Raw genomic sequence first — 19,470 nt, 5'->3', positions numbered from 1 at the left:
CCGCAATGGCGCTATCACACCGCCCTCATAAGGTGAATGCCTGACCATGCCTGAATTGCCCGAAGTCGAGACCGTTCGCCGCGGCCTTCAGCCCGTGATGGAGGGTGCGAAAATCCTGGTCGCGGAGGCCCGCCGGACGGACCTTCGCTTTCCGTTCCAGCCGGATTTCGTAGCCCGGCTGCAGGGGCAGGTCGTCACCGGGCTCGGCCGCCGTGCAAAATATCTCATGGCCGATCTCGCCTCCGGCGACGTGCTCCTGATGCATCTGGGCATGTCGGGCTCGTTCCGCGTCATCAAGCCGGACAACGAGGCCGCGCCCGGCGAGTTTCACTATCCGAGGGGTAAGGATTCCACGCACGACCACGTGCTGTTTCGGATGTCCTCCGGCGCCGACATCGTGTTCAACGACCCGCGGCGCTTCGGTTACATGAAAGTGATCGCGCGCAACGCGCTCGAAGATGAGCCGCTGTTGCGTGACCTCGGCCCCGAGCCGCTCGGCAACGAATTCGATGCCGCGATGCTGGCGCGGTCCTGCGAAGGCAAGACCACCAGCCTGAAGGCCGCGCTGCTCGACCAGCGCGTGGTCGCGGGGCTCGGCAACATCTATGTCTGCGAAGCCCTGCATCGCTCGCATCTGTCGCCGCGCCGGATCGCGGCGACGCTCGCGACCAAGGGTCGCAAGGGTGTTGGCGGGGGCGAACCGACCGATCATGCGAAGCGGCTGGTGAGTGCGATCCACACCGTGCTGAACGACGCTATCAAGGCCGGCGGCTCGTCCTTGCGCGACCATCGCCAGACCTCAGGCGAGCTCGGCTATTTCCAGCATTCGTTCAAGGTCTACGACCGAGAAGGCGAGACCTGCAAGACGCCGGGGTGCGGTGGCACCGTCAAGCGGTTTACGCAGAACGGCCGATCGACGTTCTGGTGTCCGAAATGTCAGAAGTAGAAATCCATGCCGACGCCGCAGCTTGAAACCGAACGGCTGATCCTGCGTCCACTGGCGCTGTCAGACGTGCCGGCCATCCAGCGCCATTTCGACAATTGGAACATCATCCGGCATCTCTCCACCGTCGTGCCCTGGCCGTATCCGGCTGACGGCGCGGATACGTTCGTCAGGACGCAGCTCGACAAGATCTCAGCCGGCGACGACATCCATCTCTGGGTTCTGGTGCTTAAGGAGGGCGACGGTGAAGCGATCCGCAACATTCATCTGCGGCCACGTACCGAAGGCCTGAAATGCAATCGCGGCTTCTGGCTCGCCGAGCCTTACTGGCGGCGGGGATTGATGACGGAAGCCATCGCCGCGGTGAACGATTTCGTCTTCCTCACGTTGGGCCTCGATCATTTCTATGTCTGCAACGCAGCGACCAACGAAGCCTCGCGCCGGGTCAAGCAGAAGACCGGTGCGGAGTTCGTCGGATTCATCGAGCTCGCCCATCACGGCGGGCAGTCGAAGTCCGAGAAATGGATCGTGCGACGGGAGCTTGGCTGCACGGCAGGTCGGCAGCGCCTGGGGCTGGTAGGGGGATTTGGCCTGCTCGAAGGCGTTCGCTAGGCTGGTGATAAGAGGCGTTCCGATAGGTTAGAAAGTAGACGGATTTCGCGTGTTTATCCGGCGCCGGTCATTCCCGCTCGATGGTCTCGGAACGAGTATCGAAGGGCAGGCGGATATGTTCCCGATGCTTAAATAGCGGAATCATGCAGAGTTGGAAGATCAGCCAACATGCATACAGCGCATCGTCCGAATATGGTTCTCCGTCGTGAAGCAGTCCGTGAGCGATGGAGTGACGGATATAGGGTCCAGGCTTCTTAAGGAAGACATTCTCTAGGTCCGTCGTGATGGGGCGGCCGAAGATCGAATCCAACTCCGGTCGCATCTGCTCAAATAGCGCGGATATCGTGCGGTCTTCTTGGATCTTCGTGGCATCATCCAATTTGGTCACGTCATGACCATGCGCTTTGAGTACGTGCCGAAGCGAGGCTTCCAACAACGGCGTCAAAATATAAAGGGCGCTGATGAAGTCTGCCCGGAAGAAGCATGTCAAGCCATGGCTGTAGGTCATGACGAGACCCTGCGGTACGAAAGCGCTGATTTCCAACAATGCGGCGAAGATTTCCTCAGACATGTAGTGATTCGAGACGATGGATTGCCTCGCTACTTCGATCTCCGCCGAAGCCGTGATGTGACGACGTATTCCTTCGTCGCGCGCGATCTGTTGGCGGAGTGTCGAATCATCCTGTGTATCGCCGAAATCGGCCCCTTCGCTACGGTAGATGACCTTACCTTCGCGGTCATGATGAGTGGCGCCGAATAACGACGACAATGGGTGTTCCCGGATAGATCTTTCTGCCTCGGCGATGAGTTGGTCCGGATCCGGAGAATGACTGAGGGCCGCGAACGTAAAGAGTTTGTCGAGCAAAGTCGGCTGCTGCATCCTCTGCTCGACCTCTCTCGCGATCTGCTCGAGGTTCATCGGGATTGCGAACGGCGACATTTCGTCGGCAATGCCAGCCTGGATGTCGACCAAAAGATGTCTCAGCTCTCTCCGTCGGTCCTTGCTGCCCGGCACGCCGTGTAGTTCGCGGATAGCCTCGGTCATCGTATGTGCTGCTAACATGGCCGAGGGCTGACGCTTCGCCATTGCGACGAGCAGCTCGGCTGCGGCCGTCCGGCAACGGTTCGTGTCGTCGTCAAGCTTAGCCCGATGGTAGGCCCTTGCGGAAAGCCGCCACAACTCGACCAGCCTGTGATCGTCCACGCCGGCGGTGAGGCCGGCGATCATGCCCTCGATATCTTTACCCACCTGGAGCGCATCCGAGATCCCAAAGTGAAGGTCGAGACGCCCGAACATCAGGGCTGGGGTTGTCTGCTGCTTCTCGATCGCTCGTTTCCGCAACGCCACGGCGAGCCTTTGCGCGTCCGAGGGGCCTTTCTTGTCCATTCCGGTGCTGCGGCCGATGAACAACGCTCGCTTAAGCAGATCGCGCGCCTCATGCCGCAGGGCGCCGGTTTCATTCTCGTCGAACCGAAATTTGAGCGTTCCGGCATCGACCCTAGAAACTACTTCCACGTAGGCGGTTGCGGCGTTCACTCCGAGGCGTCCCCGTTTCCGATCGAGCAGCCAGCAGAGGTCTGCGAGCCGACTCTGCAACACAGGGTGCTGGGCTCGCTCGGCTAATATTGCGAGGGCGTCGATCGCTCCTCGAAAGTCGGTCGGTATCGCCGACCGTCGACCATCTGCCCATACCACCATTGCAGCGAAAGGATCGTTCGGTTCGTTAGCCTTGAACTGCATCCCCATGATTGCGGCGAGCATTGAGTGGACGCGAAAAGCCGGCGTCTCAAGTTCGGGTTTCGTATCGGGAAGGCCACTGCGGTAGAGATCGCCCAGTTCGGCCGCATCGGCGCTATCGGATTGCCGAACTAGCTCTTCGAAATCGACCTGCGAGACGTCATCTATTGTGGCCCTGGCCCATGGAGGGGGCGGTGGAGCGGCTTCACCTAGGTTTTCGTCGGCCGTTGGTCTTTCGTCGCTCAATTGGTCTCCTGGACGTTTGCACAATAAGAGTCTGCCAAGGCTGCGCGATTGCGTTGGTCGGCAACACCAAGGGTTGCTCTCTCATATGCTTACGCGTCGGATGATTTCAATCGGTGGCAGGACTTATTCCGGAAAGATCCCGTCCGACTATTTCCTATTTAGACGTCGCAGCATCCCGGCATTCAGCCAGATTTGATTCGTCCAAGCCGTCGCACAGCCGTTTCGCTCGATCATTCAATGATCTACGCGCCGCCGCCTGGCTGCTTTCGCCCGCGGCGGTTCTACTGTGCATGGGGTTGTTTTCGAAAAACGCGAAGCGAAGCAATCCGGCCGGGCTGGTGGCCGGATTGCTTCGTCGCTGGGGCCCTTCCGGATGGTGAAGGGCCGACTGCCGCCCGAGCGATTGCCCCGCTCAGGACGTCAGTGTCGTGGTCTCGTCCGCCGCCTGCTCGGCGGCGATATGGAGCATGCTGTCCGCGGCCGAGATGACCTGGTCAATCAGCACATTGGTGGTGGCTTCGAGCTCGAGCCGGGTTTCGATCCAGCGCCAGAGGCCGCGGATCTCGTCCGCCGACTTGCCGTTCGGCGCGAATTCGCTCACCGCGAGGCCGCTCGCGAGCGAGTCCTGGTGGTCGTTGCGCATCACGATCAGCGGGCGTGCGAGCACGTCGGCCAGATCGAGCGCGGCTTCCTCGCCGAGGCTGTTGGCGGCGTTGTCGATGCGCTGGCCGCGGATCGGCGTCTGGTTGAGCACGAAGCTGTAGGGCCGCTTCCAGGCCCGCGCGACGCTGAGCGTCGAGACCGTCGCTTCGATGTCGGCAACGCTGGGGCGGGCCGGGATCAGGCAGAGATCGGAATGTCGAATCGCAGCGGTGGTCGCGGCGCTGAGGCCGGCGGCGGTGTCGACGATCGCAAGCTGCAGGCCGCTGTCAGCCAGCATCTTCAGGCGCGGCTCGATGTCGGCGGCATGATAGATCGGCTCGACGACGACGTCGTCGTTGTTGCGACGGCGCAGCCAGTTGGACAGGGTGCCCTGCGGGTCGGTCTCGATCAGGCGGACGGTGAAGCCGGCCTGCTTGGCAGCGAGCGCGAGGCCGATGGCGAGCGTGCTCTTGCCGCTGCCACCCTTTTGGGTGGCCAGTACGATCGTGTGCATTTGAAGATCAATCCTTTGGAGTGCCTGGGTCTCGGGATAACGCCACGCGAACGTGCATCGCTCTCGATGCTGAGCTCTTCTCGCTCAGGACGTGCCCTGCCCGATCCAAAGGGGACCGCGGATGTCCGAATCAACGCCAACAATGATGGCAGAATCGGGAATGCCAGCTAATCCGTACCATTACTGGACCCGTAATCGTGCGTGTGGTGTGCTCGCCGCCGTGAATAGAGGGACGAACGGCATGAGCGGAAACTGGCGCGACCGGACGGCGACGACTTTTGACTGCCAGAAGATGCCGGCGGTCTCGAGCCGCGGCATGGTGGTCAGCAATCACCCGCTGGCCTCCAGTGCCGGCGCCGAGATGTTGGCCGCCGGCGGCAACGCCATCGACGCCGCGATCGCTACCCTGTTCACGCTGACTGTGGTCGAACCGATGATGGTCGGCATCATCGGCGGCGGCATGGCGCATATCCGGCTGGCCGACGGCAGCCATCGCTTCATCGATGGCCAGAGCACCGTACCTGCTTCCGTGCGCGACACCACCTACACCTCGAAGCCTGGCTCGGCGCCCCGACGTGTTCGACACCGTCGGCAACGAGAATCTCAACGGGTCGAAGGCCGTCGCGGTGCCGGGCTCGCTGAAAGCCTGGTGCGAGACGCTGCAAAGGTTCGGCACCATGAGCCTCGCCGATGTGATGCAACCCGCGATCAAGCACGCTGCCCGCGGCTACGCGGCAACGCCATATCTCCACGAGTGCATCAGCGAGAGCGCCGATGAAATGCGCAAGGACAAGCCCATCGCGGCGATATTCCTGCCGGGCGGTGAACCGCTGAAGGTCGGCGAGCGCGTGGTGCAATCGGAATATGCCGAGACGCTGCGTCACATCGCCGATCACGGCGAGCAGGCGCTCTACGAGGGACCGCTCGGCGACATCCTGGTCGACTACATGGAGAAGGCCGGCGGCTTCATCCGCCGCAACGATCTCACGGCCTATAAGACGGTGGAGCGGCAGCCGATCCGCGCCGACTATCGCGGCTGGACCATTTTAGGCCCGCCACCACCCGCGGCGTCCGGCGTGCACATCGCCCAGATGCTCAACATTCTCGAGGGCTACGACATCGGCGGCCTCGGCTTCGGCACATCCGAGACGATTCATTACCTCGCCGAGGTCCTGAAGATCGCCTTCGCCGATCGTGCCGCGGCCAGCGGCGATCCTGATTATGTCGGCGTGCCCGTGGAGAAGCTGACCTCGAAAGCGTATGCCGAGGAGCGTCGGCGCGCCATCGACCCCGCACGCGCGCAGGCCTTCGGCGCCGGCGTGTCCCAACTCGAAAGCGCACACACCACGCATATGACGGCGGCCGATAGCTTCGGCAACGTGGTCGCGACCACCCAGACCATCAACAATCTGTTCGGCGCCAAGATCATGATCCCGGGCCTGGGGACCATCGCCAACAACTACATGAATTTGTTCGATCCGCGTCCGGGCCACGCGCTTTCGCTGGCCCCGGGCAAGCGTGTGACCACCTCGATGTCGCCGATGATGGCGCTGAATGGCGGCAAGCTGCGCTTTGCGCTCGGCTTGCCCGGAGGCAAGCGCATCTTCCCGAGCGCGATGCAGGCGCTGGTCAATCTGATCGACCACGGTATGAGCCTGCAGGAAGCCGTCGAGGCGCCGAGGGTCTGGACCGAGGGCAATGCGCTCGAGATCGAGCAGGCGGTGCCGGAGAGCGTGCGCGCGCAGCTCGCAGCGCTCGGCCACAAGGTTCAGCCTGTCGCGACCGTTGCCGGCGGCATGAACGGCATTGCTTTCCACGACGACGGCACCATGACCGGCGCCGCATGCTGGCGCGCCGACGGCACGCCGGTCGGGATTTCGGGCGGCCTCGCGAAGAGCGGGATCAGGTTCAGGCTCGCTTAAGTCTCATGCCCCGGACGCGCTGCGGCACGCAGTGACGCTGCGCAGAGCCGGGACCCAGAAATTTCGCGCACTGAATTTGCAGGGGCATGGGTCCCGGCTCTGCGCAGCAACGCTGGCGCGTTGCAGCGCGTCCGGGACACGAGAGTTATTTTCGCACGCAGATCACGCGGACGACGGCGGCTTTCGTATCCGCCGAGCTGCCGTTCGCGGTGACGCCATTCCCCTTCAGGAAATCGCGCACAGCATCTGCGGACACCATCACGGCCTGCGAGACCGGCACCGATGTCGCAGGACCCGCCACCATCGCCGGCTTCAACAGCGCAATGCCGGCGAACTTGCCGTCGCCATCGATCGCCGGACCACCGGACAATCCGACCGCCGGCGCTGGGGACAGCATGGAATCGCTGTTCGGGACCGGCGCCAGTGCCGCCTTGGCGACCGACACGCCGGCAGCGCCGGCCTGGCTTTGCGGATCGGCGATGCCGACGATATCCACGCTCGTCTTTGTCCCGCCGCCCGCAAGGCTGAACGGCTTCAGGCCGCGCGCGCCGTAGATATGCAGCAGTGCAAGACCGCGCTCCTTATCCTCGGCGATGCGATCGGCGCTGCCATAGCCGGCAATCGTGATGGCGAGACAGCTGTCGGTGACGAGCCGGTCGGTGACGATCGCGCCGTCGTCGCTGACGACGAGGCCGGTGCCATACTCGACGGTCTTGCGCGGCGGCGGCCCGGCTTGGGGGCCGGACGGAAACGCGTTGAACGCGCTCGACATCGCGATCACGACCGGCTCGACCGTATTCTCGGTCGCCTGGTCGTAGAGGATCGTCATGGTGCGGACCTCGTCTCCCTTGAAGGTGCCGCGGACGTAGAATTTCTTCAGGCCCTGAAGTCCCGACAACACGAAGAAATCGGGCTTCACCACGGTGTAATCGACCTTGCGCCCGGACGGCTCCTTCTCCAGTTCCGCGAGTTTTGCCGAGGTCGGATTCGCCTCCTTGCGGCGGCTGAGCTGTATCTGCACCGTTCCGGTCGGGGAGGTCCATTTCGAGCCGTTGGCGTCGGTCGCCTGCTGCGGCACCAGTTTTGAGGGAATCCCAAGTCGGGCGCCACTGGTCATCTCGGTCACGACCTTCCAGCCGACGCTCTCCTGCTTTTTTCGCGCTGTTTCGGCCAGCGCGGCGCGCTCCTGCGGATTCAGCACGCCGGTCGGCTTGCCGCCCTTGGCCTTCTGATATTCCTTGATGGCGTTGACCATGCGCTCACTGACGTCGCCGGTGATTGCGCCGTTATACTGGCCGACCCAGGCGAGGTCGGATTGCAGCGACAGCCGCTCCGCCTGCGCCATCGCATCCGCCGTCGCCGACGGCGTCTGCATTGCGGGTGGCCGGATCGGCACGGTCTGGACCGGCTTCGGCTTGGTGCCGGGGGTCTGCGGCGTCGTCATCTGGGCGTTCGCGCCTGTGGCAGACGCAAACATCAGTGTTGCCGCAAGCATCGATCTCATGACAAATCCAGCCAGCCATTGAACGCAACGTCATTCAAGCACATCTCGTTGGTCGCAAACAATGTTGCGGTGGTTCAGGAGGCTAAGTGGCCACACACCGCGATCCTCATCCTAAGGAGCGGCCCGAAGGCCGCGTCTCGAAGGATGGACACAGGCGATATCGGGGCCTGCGTGGTTCGGGACGCGCGTACCGCGCTCCTCGCCATGAGGTCGAGAGGAACGAAGGACGATGCTGAGCCCGGACGAACTCGAACGCTATGCCCGCCATATCGTGCTGCGCGACGTCGGCGGTCCCGGCCAGGCCGCGCTGAAGCGGGCCTCCGTGCTGGTGGTCGGCGCCGGCGGGCTCGGCGCGCCGGCGCTGATGTATCTTGCCGCCGCCGGTATCGGCACGCTCGGCGTGGTCGATGACGACGTGGTGTCGCTGTCCAACCTGCAGCGCCAGGTCATCCACACCACGCCCGATATCGGCCGCCACAAGGTCGAGAGCGCGGCAGAGCGGATCGCCGCGCTCAATCCGCATGTCCGTTTCGTCGGCCACGCCACTTGGCTGAATGCGGACAATGCGCTCGACCTGATCGGCGATTACGACCTCGTGCTCGACGGCTCCGATAATTTCGCGACGCGCTATTTGGTCTCGGACGCCTGCTTCTTCGCGAAGCGGCCGCTGATCACGGCGGCGCTCGGCACCTTCGACGGCTCGCTCACCACCATCCGCGCGCATGAGACCAACGAGCAGGGCGAATTCAACCCGACCTATCGCTGCCTGTTTCCCGAGGCGCCGCCGCCCGGCACGGTGCCGGCCTGCGCGGAAGCCGGCGTCATGGGTGCGCTCGCCGGAGTGCTCGGCTCGATGATGGCGCTGGAGGCGATCCGCGAGATCGTCGGCTTCGGCGACGGCCTCGTCGGCCGCCTCCTGATGATCGATGCGCGCGCGATGCGCTTCGAGACGCTGCGCTATGCGCGCGATCCGGCCAATCCGCTCAATGGCGACGGGCCCGTGGTCGCCGACCTCAGCGCCCATCGCACTTGACTTGCTGCGTTACGCCGCGGCCGGCTTCTCACTGTCGAGATGGGCCATCTGTTCGGCGGCATAGCGCGTGCCCGAAGCGACATCCGGCGGAAACGCCTTGGCCAGCGCCGCAAGATGTGCCGGTGTCAGCGTGACCCTGGTCGCGCCAAGCGCTTCGATGAGACGGGTGCGGGTCTTGGCGCCGACCAGAGGCACGATCTCTTGACCGCGCTCTTGGCCCTGCGCCGCCACCCAGGCGATCGCGACTTGCGCGGGCGTTGCGCCGATTTCGCCGGCGATGGCACGTAGCGACTCCACCAGCGCGAGATTGGCGTCGAGATTTGCGCCCTGGAAGCGCGGTGTCATCAGCCGGTAGTCCTTGCCGGCCCTGCCCGAATCCTTCGACCAATGGCCGCTGATCAGACCGCGCGCCAGGACGCCATAGGCGGTGATGCCAATGCCGAGCTCGCGGCAGGTCTTGAGGATGTCGCGTTCGATGCCGCGCTCGATCAGCGAATATTCGATCTGGAGATCGACGATCGGATGCACGGCATGCGCGCGGCGGATGGTGTCGGATCCGACCTCGGACAGGCCGATATGCCTGATGTAGCCGGCCTTCACGAGATCGGCGAGGCCGCCGATGGTCTCTTCGATGGGAACGTTGGGGTCGAGCCGCGCCGGGCGATAGATGTCGATATAGTCGGTGCCGAGCCGCTGCAGCGAATAGGCGAGGAAATTCCGGGTCGCGGCCGGGCGGCAATCCATGCCGGTGAATTCACCGGCGGGGCCGCGCAGCGCGCCGAACTTGACGCTGATCTGCACTCTGTCGCGCGCCACATCCTTCAGCGCATCGCGGATCAGCATTTCATTGTGGCCCATCGCGTAGAAATCGCCGGTGTCGATCAGTGTGATGCCGGCATCGAGCGCGGCGTGGACCGTAGCGATGCTCTCGCCGCGATCGGCGGGGCCGTAGGCGTCCGACATGGCCATGCAGCCAAGACCCAGGGCAGAGACGCTGGGGCCGTTTGAACCGAGTTTGTGCTGTTCCATGATCGCTCTCCTCGAAAAGGCGGCAGGCTGATGCCGCCGCGTGACGAGGAGGGATATGCGCCCGCTCCATTGCCCCGATAAGCTGGACAATGCCGAATGGCTTGTTCATCCTGTCGAACAATGACTGAGCCTGATCTGCGCGATCTCGACGTCTTCGTGGCGGTCGCCCGCACCCGGAATTTCCGGCGTGCGGCGGTCGAAATTCGCGTTTCGGTGTCGAGCCTTAGCCAGCGCCTGCGGGACCTCGAGGAGCGCCTCGGTGTCCGCCTGATGAACCGGACCACCCGCAGCGTCGCCTTGACCGAGGCGGGCGAACTGCTGCTGTCGCGGGTGGCACCTGCGCTACGCGATGTCGGCGATGCCCTGGCGGAGGTGCGGGGCCTGCGCGAGGTCGCCTCCGGCCGCCTGCGCATCAATGCGCCGCCCCCGGCCGTCGATCTCGTGCTGGCGCCGATGGTCGGGCCGTTTCTCGCCGCCCATCCGCAGGTCGATCTCGACGTCGTGTCCGAGAGCGGCTTCGTCGACATCGTGAGTGGCGGGTACGATGCCGGCGTGCGCTATGGCGAGCATCTCGCGCAGGACATGGTGGCGATCCCGCTGAGCGGTCCGCAGCACTATGTCGTCGTCGCCTCGCCCGATTATGTCGCGCGCCGCGGCGAGCCGAAGCATCCGAAGGATCTGCTCGATCATGATTGCATCCGCGCCCGCTATTCGAGCGGCGTGATGCATGATTGGGAGTTTGAGAAGGCCGGCCAGATCGTGAAGGTCGATCCGCCGGCCAAGCTGATCTCGACCAACATGAACCTTGCGATGCAGGCCGCGCTCGCCGGCGCGGGCATCTGGGCAACGATCGACGGTTATGTCGACGAAGCCCTGAAGTCCGGCGCGCTGGTCAGCCTGATGGAAGATTGGTGCGAGCCGTTTCCGGGCCCATTCCTGTACTACCCGAGCCGGCGCCAGACGCCGCCCGCGCTGCGCGCCTTCATCGATTTCGTCGCTGGCTGGCGCAAGCGCGAGACGCGCGGGAAATAGACCTCAGAGCATGCTCGGGAGCACGCGATCCGGCGGCTTGTGGGCGTCGAGGAAGGTGCGGATGTTGATGATCACCTTCTCGCCCATCTCGACGCGGCCTTCGATCGTGGCCGAGCCCATATGCGGCATCAGCGTCACCTTGCCGGCCTTGGCGAGCCGCACCAGCTTCGGGTTGACCGCGGGCTCGTGCTCGTAGACGTCGAGGCCGGCGCCGGCAATTTCGCCGCCTTCGATCAGCTTGATCAGCGTGTCCTCGTCGGTCACCTCGCCGCGCGCGGTGTTGACGATGTAGGCGTCTTTCCGGATCAGCTTCAGCCGCCGCGCCGAGAGCAGATGATAGGTCGCCGGCGTGTGCGGACAGTTCACCGAGATGATGTCCATCCGCGCCAGCATCTGGTCGAGGCTTTCCCAATAGGTCGCGCCCAACTCTTCGGCGATGACAGGCGCCACGGGACGGCGGTTGTGATAGTGGATCTGCAGGCCGAAGGCGCGGGCACGGCGCGCCACCGCCTGGCCGATGCGGCCCATGCCGATGATGCCGAGCCGCTTGCCGCCGATGCGGTGACCGAGCATCCAGGTCGGCGACCAGCCGGCCCACGGCTTTCCTTCGGTCAGGATCGAGGCGCCTTCGATCATCCGCCTGGGTACCGCGAGGATCAGCGCCATGGTCATGTCGGCGGTGTCCTCGGTCAGGACCTTTGGCGTATTGGTGACGGTGATGCCGCGGGCATGCGCGGCCTCGACGTCGATATTGTCGACGCCGTTGCCGAAATTGGCGATCAGCCGCAGCTTGCAGTCGGGCTGGTTGACGATGTCGGCGCTGATATGGTCGGTGACGGTCGGAACCAGCACGTCGGCGGTGCGTGCGGCTTCAGCGATCTGGTCGGCGGACATCGGCGTGTCCTCGAGATTGATCCGCGCGTCGAACAATTCGCGCATCCGCGTCTCGATCGAATCCGGCAGCTTGCGCGTCACCACGACGAGGGGCTTTTTCTTCACCGACATGTCCTGCTCTCATGAGGCGTCGCAAGCCGCCTCTGTCGCCAAAGGCCGGTCGTTGAGGTCTCATTAACCCGGTTGTTCGACACTGCCCTTGCCGTGTCCGTCCCCGGCGTTTCCTTCAAGCTCTCCCGATATTTCCGGCCGGAAAATCGGGGCAAACTGGTTGTTCAGATGCCCGTCCTCTCTAGCAGAAGGCCGGGCCAAGACAAGAACCACGGGTTAAGGCTTGAAGGAGCCGGCTTGGGGAACACCCGCGTGGGGCGGGTCAGGGGGACGCGGCAGGTTTTGGAATTTGGGGTGAGGACCGGGCTCTGGCCGGTCTTCGACAGGAGACGGGTTGATGGCGTTGGGGCGTTTTTGTTCGGTGATGGCGCTCGTTTGCACCTGGTTGAGCGCTTCGGTCGGCCCCTCGCATTCGGCCAAGGACGCCACGCCCCAGACCGCCAGCGGTCTGCCGGTGCCGCGCTATGTCAGCCTCAAATCGGATCACGTGAACGTCCGTGCCGGCCCGACCAAGGACAATGACGTGGCCTGGGTCTACACCCGTTCGGGCCTGCCGGTGGAAATCACCGCCGAGTTCGAGAATTGGCGCCGGGTACGCGATTCCGAAGGCGCCGAGGGCTGGGTCTATCACTCGCTGCTGTCGGGCCGCCGCACCGCGGTCGTCACCATGAAGCACAAGGACGAACTCGCCCCGATCTACGATCGCGCCGATCCCGACAGCGCCGTTGCAGCAAAACTCCAGGCCGGCGTCGTCACGCAGGTGAAGAAATGCGCTGCAAACTGGTGCCGCATCACCGGCAACGGCTTCGACGGCTGGATCCAGCAGGAGCGCCTCTGGGGCGTCTATTCGGACGAGCAGGTGAATTGACGCTGTAGGCAGAAGGGACAGCTACAACAGCCTCCGCCGTCATGCCCGGGCTTGTCCCGGGCATCCACGTACTTCTCACCTCAAAACGTGAATGGCCGGGACAAGCCCGGCCATGACGATCAGATCAGCTGTTTTGGATCGGTCTCAGCGCTTCTTGCGCAGGCGCACGACCATGTCGATGCGCGCGATCTCGTAACCCTCCGGCACCTCCGGCATCTTGGACAGCGCCAGATGCGGATCCTCGATGTCGACCAGCTCATGGCTGTTCTCGAGGTAGTAGTGGTGGTGGGTGGTGACGTTGGTATCGAAATAGGTCTTGGTGCCGTCGACACTGACCTGCCGCAGCAGGCCGGCATCGGTGAGCTGGTTCAGCGTGTTGTAGACGGTCGCCAGCGACACCGGGACCTTGGCCAGCGTCGCTTCCTCGTACAGCATTTCGGCCGTGAGGTGGCGAGCACCTTTGCCGAACAACAGCCAGCCGAGCGCCATGCGTTGGCGCGTCGGACGGAGCCCCGCGGACTGGAGCATTTCGTTGACGTCGTGCCAGGGGCAGCCGGTCAAAGCCGGCTGGCGGCCGGACAAGAGGGCCGCGGCATGGACGTCGTCGTCGTGATGGGGCGCGGTATTCTCGTTCATTTCCAGATTTCGGGCACGCGTGAACAATATCTCTCCGCAATATAAGAACAGAAAGATGCAGATGCAAGTTCCTCGCAACTAGAGAGGTTCTAATCAGGCCTGGAACCGGCCCGGGATCACGTCATTTTACCTTCATGTATCTGCTTTGCCACCCGAAATGGCCTGTGTTAGAGAGCGCGCGGTTCCGCTTAGCCGATTTTGGCGCAGCCGGGCATCGAGGCCTGGTCCGCAGTCCATCCGGGGCAAGCGGGCGCAGCGCCTGACAGTGGCAATTGGCGCTGCTCTCCGACCGAGACGGGGCCGATTTTCGCCAAGAAGCGCCGCTCAATCGGAATTCAAACAGAGGCTCGTGCATGCTGAACAGGCGCAACGGTTACGAATACGAAGATCTGCTGGCCTGTGGCCGCGGCGAGATGTTCGGTCCGGGCAATGCCCAGCTGCCGTTGCCGCCGATGCTGATGTTCGACCGCATCACCGACATCAACGACAATGGCGGCGAGTTCGGCAAGGGGCTGGTGCGCGCCGAGCTCGACGTCAAGCCCGACCTCTGGTTCTTCGGCTGCCACTTCAAGAACGATCCGGTCATGCCCGGCTGCCTCGGTCTCGACGCGCTGTGGCAAATGGTCGGCTTTTTTCTGGGCTGGACCGGGGGCGAAGGTCGCGGCCGCGCGCTTGGCTTGAACGAATTGAAGTTCAGCGGTCAGGTGCTGCCCGAGGCTCGCAAGGTTGTGTACAACGTCGATATCAAGCGCGTGATGCGTTCAAAGCTCGTGCTTGGCATCGCCGATGGATGGCTTTCGGTCGATGACCAGATTATCTATCGCGCCAAGGACTTGAAGGTCGGCCTGTTCAAGCAGGGCACGGACCTGGGCTGAGCGCACATCACCAAGACAACGAGCAAGAAGACAACGATTAAGGCGAGGCTGTCATGAGGCGGGTTGTGGTCACCGGGATGGGCATCGTCTCGTCGATCGGAAACAACACCCAGGAGGTGCTTGCGAGCCTTCACGAGGCGAAGTCGGGCATTTCGCGGGCTGAGAAATATGCCGAGCTCGGCTTTCGTTCGCAGGTGCAGGGCGCGCCGTCGCTCGACCCTTCGACGGTGGTCGATCGCCGCGCGATGCGTTTCCTCGGTCAGGGCGCGGCGTGGAATCACGTCGCGATGGAGCAGGCGATTCAGGACTCCGGCCTGAGCCCAGAGGAAGTCTCCAACATCCGCACCGGCATCATCATGGGTTCCGGCGGCCCTTCCGCCCGCACCATCGTCGAATCCGCCGACATCACCCGCACCAAGGGACCGAAGCGCGTCGGACCTTTCGCAGTGCCGAAGGCGATGTCGTCCACGGCTTCCGCGACGCTTGCGACCTGGTTCAAGATCAAGGGTGTGAACTATTCGATCTCCTCGGCCTGTGCGACGTCGAACCATTGCGTCGGCAACGCCTATGAGACGATCCAGATCGGCAAGCAGGACATCATCTTCGCCGGCGGCTGCGAGGAACTGGACTGGTCGCTCTCGGTGCTGTTCGACGCCATGGGCGCGATGTCCTCGAAGTACAACGACACGCCAGCCACCGCCTCGCGTCCCTACGACGTCAACCGCGACGGCTTCGTGATTGCGGGCGGTGCCGGCGTGCTGGTGCTGGAAGAGCTCGAGCATGCCAAGGCGCGCGGCGCGCGCATTTATGGTGAGATCGTCGGCTACGGCGCGACCTCGGACGGCTACGACATGGTTGCACCCTCAGGCGAAGGCGCCGAGCGCTGCATGCGCATGGCGATGTCCACGGTGAGAACCAAGGTCGACTACATCAATCCGCACGCGACCTCGACGCCGGCCGGCGATCCTCCGGAGATCGACGCGCTCCGCCGCGTGTTCGGAAGTGGCGAGAAGTGCCCGCCGATCTCGGCGACCAAGGCGCTGACCGGCCACTCGCTGGGCGCCACCGGCGTGCAGGAAGCGATCTACTCGCTGCTGATGATGAACAACGGCTTCATCTGCGAGAGCGCCCACATCCAGGAGCTCGATCCCGCGTTCGCCGACATGCCGATCGTGCGCAAGCGCATCGATAACGTCAAGATCGGCACCGTGCTGTCGAACTCCTTCGGCTTCGGCGGCACCAACGCCACGCTGGTGTTCAGCCGGATGGATGTGTGAGTGTTTGGTACACTGTCATGCCCCGCGGAGGCGGGGCATCCAGTATGCCGTGGCTTCTCGATTTAACACGATCGTCTGGAATACTGGATCGCCCGCCTGCGCGGGCGATGACGCCGGAATAACGGGAGCCATCAGGCAATGGATGGACTGATGAAAGGCAAGCGCGGTCTGATCATGGGCATCGCCAATGATCATTCGATCGCCTGGGGCATGGCGAAGACGCTGCATGCGCACGGCGCCGAGCTCGCCTTCACCTTCCAGGGCGAAGCCCTGGGCAAGCGCGTCAAGCCACTGGCCGACTCTCTCGGTGTGGAGCTGGTTCTGCCCTGCGACGTCGAGGACATCGCCAGCGTCGATGCGACCTTCGACGTGCTGCGCGAAAAATGGGGCAAGCTCGACTTCGTCATCCATGCCATCGGCTTTGCCGACAAGAACGAACTGAAGGGCCGCTACGCCGACACCAGCCGCGAGAATTTTTCGCGCACCATGGTGATCTCCTGTTTCTCGTTCACGGAAGTGGCAAAGCGCGCCGCCGAGCTGATGACGGAGGGCGGCAGTATGATCACGCTGACCTTCGGCGCCTCGGAGCGGTCGATGCCGAATTACAACGTGATGGGCGTGGCCAAGGCGGCGCTTGAAGCTTCGGTGCGCTATCTCGCTTCCGATTTCGGACCGCGTGGCATCCGCGTCAACGCGATCTCCGCAGGCCCCATCCGCACGCTTGCCGGCTCCGGCATTGGCGAGGCGCGCGCGATGTTCGCCTTCATGCAAAAGCATTCGCCGCTTCGCCGCGGCGTCACGCTCGACGAGCTCGGCGGCTCGGCGCTGTATCTGCTGTCGGATCTCTCCGGCGGCGTGACCGGCGAGATCCACTATGTCGATTCCGGCTACAACACCGTCCTGATGCCGCGGCCGGATGATTTGAAGGCGTCGGAGTAGAACTTCGTAGAGGGCAGAGTCGCGTGAGCGACGTGCCGATCATTTCAACGATCGCGACAGAGGTGGTGGGCACGAGCCGTCCGGCGAGCGATGTCTTGCTCAACGCGGCCGACGTTGCAGCAGGCCCGGCAGCGTCTTGTCGAGGCTCTTCGTCAACATCATGCGTACGCCATCGCGCAGCACCGGATTGTTGACGGCGTTCGCAGGTTTCTCGGGAAACATCGCGCGATCGACCTGCATTGATGGGCCCCCAAGCGGGTTGTGCATCAGGCGCTCCGTAAACGTGTCATCGGTCATCAAGGCCGGAGCCTTGCTGATCAACGCAAAGGTCGCGCCGTCATAGACCCTGACGTACATCATGGCGAACAGGTGCACGGGCCCATCGAGAGGGTACTGCGAGATACCGATGCCGAATTCGCGCTGGCTGCCGCCGTGTCGGTGCACGACGACATAACGATCGCACCGAACGCGAGCTGCCAGGCGCCGCGTGAATGCCAGAAGATTCTCGTCGTAGCCGCCGAAGAAGCTCGGGGGGCGACGGCCTGCTGCGAGTTCTTGCGGTGTATAGGGGATTCTCTGCACCGAAATGCCGGGAGCCGCCGCGCGAACTCGCGACACCACGAGCTCGTCAAGTGCCCATGCAGCGACCGATGTCCGTACATAGCGATCGAGGAACTTGAGAGGACCGAACTTCTCGACCATGAAAAGGTCGCCGGCGATCGGAATGACGCCGATCTGGCACGGGCCGCTCTCAACCGGCCCGCTTGGCTTGACGCCTGCCGGTTTCCTGACCGCGGGCTTGACCATGTCCGGCTTTGGCGCCGGTTGCATCTGCCCGCCCGTTGGCGACAGCAGCGCGTATGATACCAATGCGGCAGCAAGCAATTTCATCGTCGTACGCCAACGCGCCTCACTGCGCGAAATGCGGGGGCAGGATCTTGTCCAGTCGCTTCGTCAGGAAGTCGCGCGTGGCGGTGGTTGCGGGAGTGGTTTGTGCGGCTGCCGGACTCAAAATGGACAGTAGCGCGATCAGCGAGACAGCAATTCGAACCATGGAATCCGGGAGATCATGGGCAGGAGGATGTCGGACACGGTACATTAGGTTGAGATTGTGACAACCGCAAGCTGCACCCGACGACCTCCGCCTATCCGGCAGGCCGTTGCCGCAGCCACCGATAGTACTTCATCGTGAACCCGTTGGACGGCTCGATCTCTTCCTTCTCGAACACAAACCCTTCGCGCTCGTACCAGCGCCAGGCTTTCTCATTCTCGCGCACGCAACGCAGATACATCTCGTCGGGCATCTGCGTGCGCGTGAAGGCGAGCAATTTCCGCCCGAGCGATTGGCTCTGATAGGCGGGTGCGACGAACAGCATGTCGAGATAGAGTCTTGGCAGATGCAGCGCCAGCATCGCGGCGATCGTGCCGTCGTCGTCGGCGACGAACAGGCTCCAGCCGTCCTCGATCTCGCGCCGGACGCGCGCACGCAGGTTCGCCAACAGGAAATCGCTCGCCTCGCCAAGGCCGGTCGAGACCCAGCTCTCCATCCAGACGCGGCCGACCTCGTCATATTCGTCGGGACGGGCGGGGCGGATGATCGGATCTGACATCGGCGGCTCAAGCCCGCTGGCTGCGCACGGATGGGCGGGCACGCACCTTGCCGGCCGACAGGCACACCACTTCGGAAATCTGCAGAAGCTGGCGCGCCAGCGGGCTGGTCTTGCGCCAGACCATGCCGATGGTGCGCGAAGGCTCGGGGTCGCGAAAGCGCGCCAGCGAAACCGAGGCCGACCGCGTCTCCACCGGTACCGCCATCTCCGGAATCAGGGTCACGCCGATCCCGGCGCTGACCATCTGGACCAGCGTCGACAGCGAGTTCGCATCCAGCATCTCGCGCGGCGGCGCCGATTGCATGTTGCAGAACGACAGCGCCTGATCGCGGAAGCAATGTCCTTCTTCAAGCAGCAACAGCCGCATCTCGCGCATCATCTCGCGCGACGGCACCGGTGTGCCTTCATCGGAGCCCGGCCGGACCAGCAGGAATTTCTCGTCGAACAGCGCGACCTCGGTGAGAGAGGGTTCGGACACCGGCAGCGCCACGATGGCGGTGTCGAGCCGGCCGTCCACAAGTTCCTGGATCAGCCGCGGCGTCATCGTCTCGCGCACACGGATGTCGAGCTCCGGATGCATGCGGGTGAGATTTTTGGTGATCTTGGGCAGCAGATAGGGCGCGATCGTCGGGATCATCCCGATCCGCAGCCGGCCGGCGAAGCGGTCCTGCGAGGCGCGAGCGAAATCGCCGAGTTCGTCGACCGAGCGCAGGATGTCGCGGACGCGCGGCGCGAGCTCTTCGCCAAACCGGGTCAGGGCCACCTGCCGGGCGCTGCGCTCCAGCAGCAGGCCGCCGAGCGCGTCCTCCAGTTCCTTGATTTGCATCGACAGGGCCGGCTGCGAGATCGAACTCGCCTCCGCCGCTCGGCCGAAATGGCCGTGGCGCGCCAGCGCATCGAAATACCGGAGCTGGCGCATCGTGACGTTGGCCATCAGAAAATCCTATCGCAGCGATCACTAAAGTCAACTTCCCCTGATGGAATGGGAAGCCTAGAGTGGTTCTACCTGGTCAAAGGCGCGAGTTCGCGCCACCAGAGGAGGTAT

General features: G+C 63.6%; 17 protein-coding genes and 1 pseudogene. 9 read left to right on the top strand and 9 right to left on the bottom strand.

The genetic code is table 11. The annotated features are described in order from the left end of the window. The first annotated feature begins 46 nt into the window (after window positions 1–46). Both mutM and CIT40_RS00350 read left to right on the top strand, forming a co-directional pair. Window positions 47–946 (top strand): bifunctional DNA-formamidopyrimidine glycosylase/DNA-(apurinic or apyrimidinic site) lyase, encoded by a 900-nt coding sequence (mutM, locus tag CIT40_RS00355; RefSeq protein ID WP_094894248.1) that lies wholly within the window; start codon window positions 47–49, stop codon window positions 944–946. Window positions 947–952: 6 nt separating this feature from the next. Next, on the top strand, window positions 953–1,555 hold the full coding sequence (locus CIT40_RS00350) for a GNAT family N-acetyltransferase (protein ID WP_094894251.1): 603 nt from the start codon (window positions 953–955) through the stop codon (window positions 1,553–1,555). Window positions 1,556–1,622: 67 nt separating this feature from the next. Here CIT40_RS00350 and CIT40_RS00345 read toward each other — a convergent pair whose 3' ends face one another. Next, window positions 1,623–3,539: a DUF7380 domain-containing protein gene (locus CIT40_RS00345; RefSeq protein ID WP_094894254.1), complete on the bottom strand. Its 1,917-nt coding sequence runs from the start codon at window positions 3,537–3,539 to the stop codon at window positions 1,623–1,625. A 412-nt stretch (window positions 3,540–3,951) separates the two neighbouring features. Next, on the bottom strand, window positions 3,952–4,695 hold the full coding sequence (locus CIT40_RS00340; protein ID WP_094894257.1) for a ParA family protein: 744 nt from the start codon (window positions 4,693–4,695) through the stop codon (window positions 3,952–3,954). Window positions 4,696–4,936: 241 nt separating this feature from the next. Between CIT40_RS00340 and ggt the strand changes: the two are divergent. Then, window positions 4,937–6,617 (top strand): annotated as a pseudogene (ggt, locus tag CIT40_RS00335) (gamma-glutamyltransferase). A gap of 145 nt (window positions 6,618–6,762) precedes the next feature. On the opposite strand, the gene CIT40_RS00330 reads toward ggt, so the two are convergent. Further along, window positions 6,763–8,121, bottom strand: coding sequence for a peptidoglycan-binding protein (locus CIT40_RS00330; protein WP_094894260.1), 1,359 nt, complete (start codon window positions 8,119–8,121; stop codon window positions 6,763–6,765). Between the two features lie 229 nt (window positions 8,122–8,350). On the opposite strand from CIT40_RS00330, the gene CIT40_RS00325 reads away from it, so the two are divergent. Continuing rightward, the gene (locus CIT40_RS00325) at window positions 8,351–9,154 is read left to right on the top strand and encodes a HesA/MoeB/ThiF family protein (RefSeq protein WP_094894262.1); all 804 of its coding nucleotides are present in this window, start codon (window positions 8,351–8,353) and stop codon (window positions 9,152–9,154) included. Between the two features lie 9 nt (window positions 9,155–9,163). Here CIT40_RS00325 and CIT40_RS00320 read toward each other — a convergent pair whose 3' ends face one another. After that, window positions 9,164–10,183 carry an aldo/keto reductase gene (locus CIT40_RS00320; protein WP_094894265.1) on the bottom strand — a complete coding sequence of 340 codons (1,020 nt, stop codon included), beginning with the start codon at window positions 10,181–10,183 and terminating at the stop codon, window positions 9,164–9,166. A 120-nt stretch (window positions 10,184–10,303) separates the two neighbouring features. Here CIT40_RS00320 and CIT40_RS00315 point away from each other — a divergent pair, with 120 nt between their 5' ends. Further along, window positions 10,304–11,215 (top strand): LysR family transcriptional regulator, encoded by a 912-nt coding sequence (locus CIT40_RS00315; RefSeq protein ID WP_094894268.1) that lies wholly within the window; start codon window positions 10,304–10,306, stop codon window positions 11,213–11,215. A gap of 3 nt (window positions 11,216–11,218) precedes the next feature. Here CIT40_RS00315 and CIT40_RS00310 read toward each other — a convergent pair whose 3' ends face one another. Further along, complete coding sequence (locus CIT40_RS00310) at window positions 11,219–12,220, bottom strand: 2-hydroxyacid dehydrogenase (RefSeq protein WP_094894271.1); 1,002 nt, start codon at window positions 12,218–12,220, stop codon at window positions 11,219–11,221. A gap of 337 nt (window positions 12,221–12,557) precedes the next feature. Between CIT40_RS00310 and CIT40_RS00305 the strand changes: the two genes are divergently transcribed. Beyond that, window positions 12,558–13,088, top strand: coding sequence for an SH3 domain-containing protein (locus tag CIT40_RS00305; protein ID WP_094894274.1), 531 nt, complete (start codon window positions 12,558–12,560; stop codon window positions 13,086–13,088). 144 nt (window positions 13,089–13,232) lie between these two features. On the opposite strand, the gene irrA is transcribed toward CIT40_RS00305, so the two are convergent. Next, window positions 13,233–13,724: an iron response transcriptional regulator IrrA gene (gene irrA, locus CIT40_RS00300; protein WP_094894280.1), complete on the bottom strand. Its 492-nt coding sequence runs from the start codon at window positions 13,722–13,724 to the stop codon at window positions 13,233–13,235. Between the two features lie 353 nt (window positions 13,725–14,077). Between irrA and fabA the strand changes: the two genes are divergently transcribed. From fabA to fabI, 3 genes are all read left to right on the top strand, one after another. After that, window positions 14,078–14,599, top strand: coding sequence for a bifunctional 3-hydroxydecanoyl-ACP dehydratase/trans-2-decenoyl-ACP isomerase (gene fabA, locus CIT40_RS00295; RefSeq protein ID WP_094894282.1), 522 nt, complete (start codon window positions 14,078–14,080; stop codon window positions 14,597–14,599). A gap of 53 nt (window positions 14,600–14,652) precedes the next feature. Next, window positions 14,653–15,876, top strand: coding sequence for a beta-ketoacyl-ACP synthase I (fabB, locus tag CIT40_RS00290; RefSeq protein ID WP_094894284.1), 1,224 nt, complete (start codon window positions 14,653–14,655; stop codon window positions 15,874–15,876). Window positions 15,877–16,014: 138 nt separating this feature from the next. Further along, entirely contained in the window at window positions 16,015–16,815 is an 801-nt protein-coding gene (gene fabI / locus CIT40_RS00285; protein WP_094894286.1) for an enoyl-ACP reductase FabI, read from the top strand. Window positions 16,816–16,914: 99 nt separating this feature from the next. Here fabI and CIT40_RS00280 read toward each other — a convergent pair whose 3' ends face one another. The 3 genes from CIT40_RS00280 to CIT40_RS00270 all read right to left on the bottom strand — a co-directional run bounded on the left by CIT40_RS00280 (window position 16,915) and on the right by CIT40_RS00270 (window position 19,359). Next, window positions 16,915–17,706 carry a hypothetical protein gene (locus tag CIT40_RS00280; protein ID WP_094894292.1) on the bottom strand — a complete coding sequence of 264 codons (792 nt, stop codon included), beginning with the start codon at window positions 17,704–17,706 and terminating at the stop codon, window positions 16,915–16,917. Window positions 17,707–17,960: 254 nt separating this feature from the next. Continuing rightward, entirely contained in the window at window positions 17,961–18,425 is a 465-nt protein-coding gene (locus CIT40_RS00275) for a GNAT family N-acetyltransferase (RefSeq protein ID WP_094894295.1), read from the bottom strand. A 7-nt stretch (window positions 18,426–18,432) separates the two neighbouring features. Then, window positions 18,433–19,359: a hydrogen peroxide-inducible genes activator gene (locus CIT40_RS00270; protein WP_094894297.1), complete on the bottom strand. Its 927-nt coding sequence runs from the start codon at window positions 19,357–19,359 to the stop codon at window positions 18,433–18,435. Window positions 19,360–19,470: the final 111 nt, after the last annotated feature.

Source organism: Bradyrhizobium amphicarpaeae (assembly GCF_002266435.3).
Lineage (GTDB): Bacteria > Pseudomonadota > Alphaproteobacteria > Rhizobiales > Xanthobacteraceae > Bradyrhizobium > Bradyrhizobium amphicarpaeae.
The sequence above is the reverse complement of the archived record's forward strand: the minus strand, read 5'-3'. Positions and strand labels throughout refer to the sequence as shown.

Coding starts and splice junctions, on each gene's coding strand:
- mutM (WP_094894248.1), top strand. CDS start 47: ATGCCTGAATTGCCCGAAGTCGAGACCGTTCGCCGCGGCCTTCAGCCC.
- CIT40_RS00350 (WP_094894251.1), top strand. CDS start 953: ATGCCGACGCCGCAGCTTGAAACCGAACGGCTGATCCTGCGTCCACTG.
- CIT40_RS00340 (WP_094894257.1), bottom strand. CDS start 4,695: ATGCACACGATCGTACTGGCCACCCAAAAGGGTGGCAGCGGCAAGAGC.
- CIT40_RS00330 (WP_094894260.1), bottom strand. CDS start 8,121: ATGAGATCGATGCTTGCGGCAACACTGATGTTTGCGTCTGCCACAGGC.
- CIT40_RS00325 (WP_094894262.1), top strand. CDS start 8,351: ATGCTGAGCCCGGACGAACTCGAACGCTATGCCCGCCATATCGTGCTG.
- CIT40_RS00320 (WP_094894265.1), bottom strand. CDS start 10,183: ATGGAACAGCACAAACTCGGTTCAAACGGCCCCAGCGTCTCTGCCCTG.
- CIT40_RS00315 (WP_094894268.1), top strand. CDS start 10,304: ATGACTGAGCCTGATCTGCGCGATCTCGACGTCTTCGTGGCGGTCGCC.
- CIT40_RS00310 (WP_094894271.1), bottom strand. CDS start 12,220: ATGTCGGTGAAGAAAAAGCCCCTCGTCGTGGTGACGCGCAAGCTGCCG.
- CIT40_RS00305 (WP_094894274.1), top strand. CDS start 12,558: ATGGCGTTGGGGCGTTTTTGTTCGGTGATGGCGCTCGTTTGCACCTGG.
- irrA (WP_094894280.1), bottom strand. CDS start 13,724: ATGAACGAGAATACCGCGCCCCATCACGACGACGACGTCCATGCCGCG.
- fabA (WP_094894282.1), top strand. CDS start 14,078: ATGCTGAACAGGCGCAACGGTTACGAATACGAAGATCTGCTGGCCTGT.
- fabB (WP_094894284.1), top strand. CDS start 14,653: ATGAGGCGGGTTGTGGTCACCGGGATGGGCATCGTCTCGTCGATCGGA.
- fabI (WP_094894286.1), top strand. CDS start 16,015: ATGGATGGACTGATGAAAGGCAAGCGCGGTCTGATCATGGGCATCGCC.
- CIT40_RS00280 (WP_094894292.1), bottom strand. CDS start 17,706: ATGAAATTGCTTGCTGCCGCATTGGTATCATACGCGCTGCTGTCGCCA.
- CIT40_RS00275 (WP_094894295.1), bottom strand. CDS start 18,425: ATGTCAGATCCGATCATCCGCCCCGCCCGTCCCGACGAATATGACGAG.
- CIT40_RS00270 (WP_094894297.1), bottom strand. CDS start 19,359: ATGGCCAACGTCACGATGCGCCAGCTCCGGTATTTCGATGCGCTGGCG.